This window comes from Paracoccus sp. TRP, assembly GCF_000185925.1.
GTDB classification, from domain to species: domain Bacteria; phylum Pseudomonadota; class Alphaproteobacteria; order Rhodobacterales; family Rhodobacteraceae; genus Paracoccus; species Paracoccus kondratievae.
Map to the genome: position 1 here is coordinate 1 of NZ_AEPN01000101.1, position 2,697 is coordinate 2,697.

General features: G+C 62.5%; 4 protein-coding genes. All 4 read right to left on the reverse strand.

Annotated features, from left to right (window positions below):
* Nucleotides 1–2: 2 nt before the first annotated feature.
* Complete coding sequence (locus PARACOCCUSGL_RS22745) at nt 3–1,292, reverse strand: recombinase family protein (RefSeq protein WP_369750430.1); 1,290 nt, start codon at nt 1,290–1,292, stop codon at nt 3–5.
* Nucleotides 1,293–1,434: 142 nt separating this feature from the next.
* The gene (locus PARACOCCUSGL_RS21930; protein WP_138918417.1) at nt 1,435–1,665 is read right to left on the reverse strand and encodes a hypothetical protein; all 231 of its coding nucleotides are present in this window, start codon (nt 1,663–1,665) and stop codon (nt 1,435–1,437) included.
* Nucleotides 1,666–1,816: 151 nt separating this feature from the next.
* Nucleotides 1,817–2,125 (reverse strand): HigA family addiction module antitoxin, encoded by a 309-nt coding sequence (locus PARACOCCUSGL_RS0119945; RefSeq protein ID WP_010400830.1) that lies wholly within the window; start codon nt 2,123–2,125, stop codon nt 1,817–1,819.
* A 13-nt stretch (nt 2,126–2,138) separates the two neighbouring features.
* Nucleotides 2,139–2,435 carry a type II toxin-antitoxin system RelE/ParE family toxin gene (locus PARACOCCUSGL_RS0119950; RefSeq protein WP_010400832.1) on the reverse strand — a complete coding sequence of 99 codons (297 nt, stop codon included), beginning with the start codon at nt 2,433–2,435 and terminating at the stop codon, nt 2,139–2,141.
* Nucleotides 2,436–2,697: the final 262 nt, after the last annotated feature.

Consider the following 2,697-nt stretch of genomic DNA (forward strand, 5'->3'; position numbering starts at 1 on the left):
GGTCACGTCTCGACGGAAATCAACACCCGAGCGTTCTGCAGCGACAGGAAGCCGTTTTCCTGGTCCTCGTCCAGAACGGCAGCCGCTGGCAGCAAGAAGCCTTGTCGTTCCCCGTCCGCGAATATTTGTTCGACGATTCCGGCCAGTTCCGACCGCAGGAGGGCGGGGGTGAGCGTGAAGTCCTGCTGTCCGGCGCCCTGCGCCTCGAAGCGCAGCGTGGCGACGTCGGTTGCGAAATCCAGCGGCGCGAAGGCGTCTTGCGCCGCCTCCGATGACACCAGCTTTTCCTTGAGGCCGGTCAGCACGCGCGCCTCGATGTTCTGACGGGTGATGGTGCGATTGTTTTCGCAGGTGCCGCGCCGATGGTGATTGAGGCAGGCATAGCGGTTCGGTGTGATGATGCCGACCTTGCCGCCGCAGCATCCGCAGGTGAGCAGGCCGGAAAGGAGCGAGGTGGGCCGGTTCGCGAGATGAACGCGCTTCATGCGGCCCTCGCGGGTGTTGGCCGGGTTCGGACCGAAGATTTCGGCAATCTGCCTCTGGCGGGCGCGCACGGCGTTCCAGAGTTCATCGTCCACGATGCGCAGGTGCGGAACCTCGGTCCTGATCCACTGGCTTTCCGGGTTGGGCCGGGAAACACGCTTGCCGGTGGACGGGTCTTTGACGAAGCGCAGCCGGTTCCAGACGAGAACGCCCATATAAAGCTCGTTGTTGACGATGCCGGTGCCGCGCGAGGCATGACCGCGAATGCTGGTGTCGCCCCACGCCCGGCCAAGCGGGCCGGGAATGCCATCCCTGTTCAGATCGACGGCAATGGCTTTCGGGCTTTTACCGGAAGCGAACTCGCGGAAGATGCGGCGGATGGTATCAGCTTCCCCGGAGACGATTTCCCGGTCGCCTCGGATCGGCTCGCCGCTGGCGTCCAGCGTCTTGAGGACGCGATAGCCGTAGCAAAGCCCGCCGCCTGCCTTGCCCTTCTCCACCCTGCCCCGAAGACCGCGATGGGTCTTCATGGCAAGGTCTTTCAGGAACAGCGCGTTCATCGTGCCTTTCAGGCCGACGTGAAGCTCGGAGATTTCGCCCTCTGTCAGGGTGACGATGGTGACGCCGGCGAATTTCAGATGCTTGTAGAGGGTCGCCACATCCGCCTGATCGCGGCTGATGCGGTCCAGCGCCTCGGCCAGCACCACGGTAAAGTCGCCGCGCTGCGCATCGCGGATCAGCCGCTGGATGCCATGGCGAAGAACCGTGCTTGCGCCGGATATGGCCGCATCCTCATAGGAACCGACGATCTGCCACCGCTCCTGCGCCGCGCGTTCCCGGCAAAGCCGGAACTAGTCTTCAATCGACGCCTCGCTTTGATTGTCAGACGAATCGCGGGCGTAAAGCGCAACCCTGGTCGCATTAACTGGCATTGGGGGTTCTCCGTAAAGATCAATCTTCGTCGGCCTCTCTGCGAGGCGCATTGTCATTGGCGGCCAAGCCTTGCAGCCGCGCAAAATCTTCCCGCGCCATCTGCCGCCCGATCAGACGGGCAATGTCGAGCACCACCCGATCCAGCTTTTCCAAGGACGCACTATCCTCTCCGCCCTCTGCTTCTCCTTCCGGCCCGTTGTCGTTGGCCGGTATCCTGCCGCCCCACCCGCCTTTCCCGCTGTCTGCCATGCCGTGGGCTCCATGCTGTTTTTGAGACAAACAGGCATGAAGCGGGACCGAAATCAGGCTGTGAAGCCATAAAACGCGAGCGTGCAGTCACGGCGAAGTATCGGCGGCACATGGGACGAGCCACGCCGCCAGATCAAATCGCACAAGGCCATCATGCGGCGTCCTTCAACGGGCGCGCACGCTCGACACGCTCGCGCTCCTTCGGTGTGTTCATCACCTCCCAGAGATCGTTGCGCCGCTGCACGTTCAGCCAGAAGTCAGGACTGTTGCCGAAGACGCGCGCAAGGATAAGCGCCGTCGCGGCGGTCACGTTCCTGCGGTTGCCGCACAATTCGTTGACGTGCTTGCGCTGCACGCCCATCGCCTCGGCGAGCGCGCCCTGCGTCAAGCCCATAGGCTCCATGAACTCTTCGGTCAAAATCTCGCCGACGGTGGCCGGCTTGCGCTTAGTGGTCAGCATGTTCGCCTCGCTTTCATCGGTAGCTGTGATCGTCCAGATAAATCCTGTCCGCCTCGCCCCGTTCGCCATCCCAGCGGAAGATCAGTCGCCATTGCTGGTTGACACGGATCGAATGGAAACCCGCCAGATTGCCGCGCAGCTTCTCAAAATGATTGCTGGGCGGCACGCGCAAGTCCTGATCGGTCATGGCGTCGTCGATCATCTGGAGCTTGCGGAACAACCGGGCTTCGAGATCGGACGGGATATTGCGGGAGTGGGCGTCGTCCACGAAGAACGCCCGCAACCAGTCATCCCGAAAGCCTACGATCATTCCCTACCTCCAACCATGGGTAAATGTACCACCCTATAACTCTTTTCGCAAGAACAATTCCAGACCCCGCGCACGCCGCCGCATCGTTCTCGACTGAGCTACTCCCCGGAAATTGGACGGCGAAGCAGGCCCCGCCTGCTTCCCGGAGCCGCGCAAGCGGTGGGTTGGAAGGGGAAAAGGGGCTTTGCGGGGCACCGCCTGCACAAACGAAGCGAAGCGAAGTGCGGAAGGTGGGTGAACCGCACCGGGTTTGCCGGAGGCT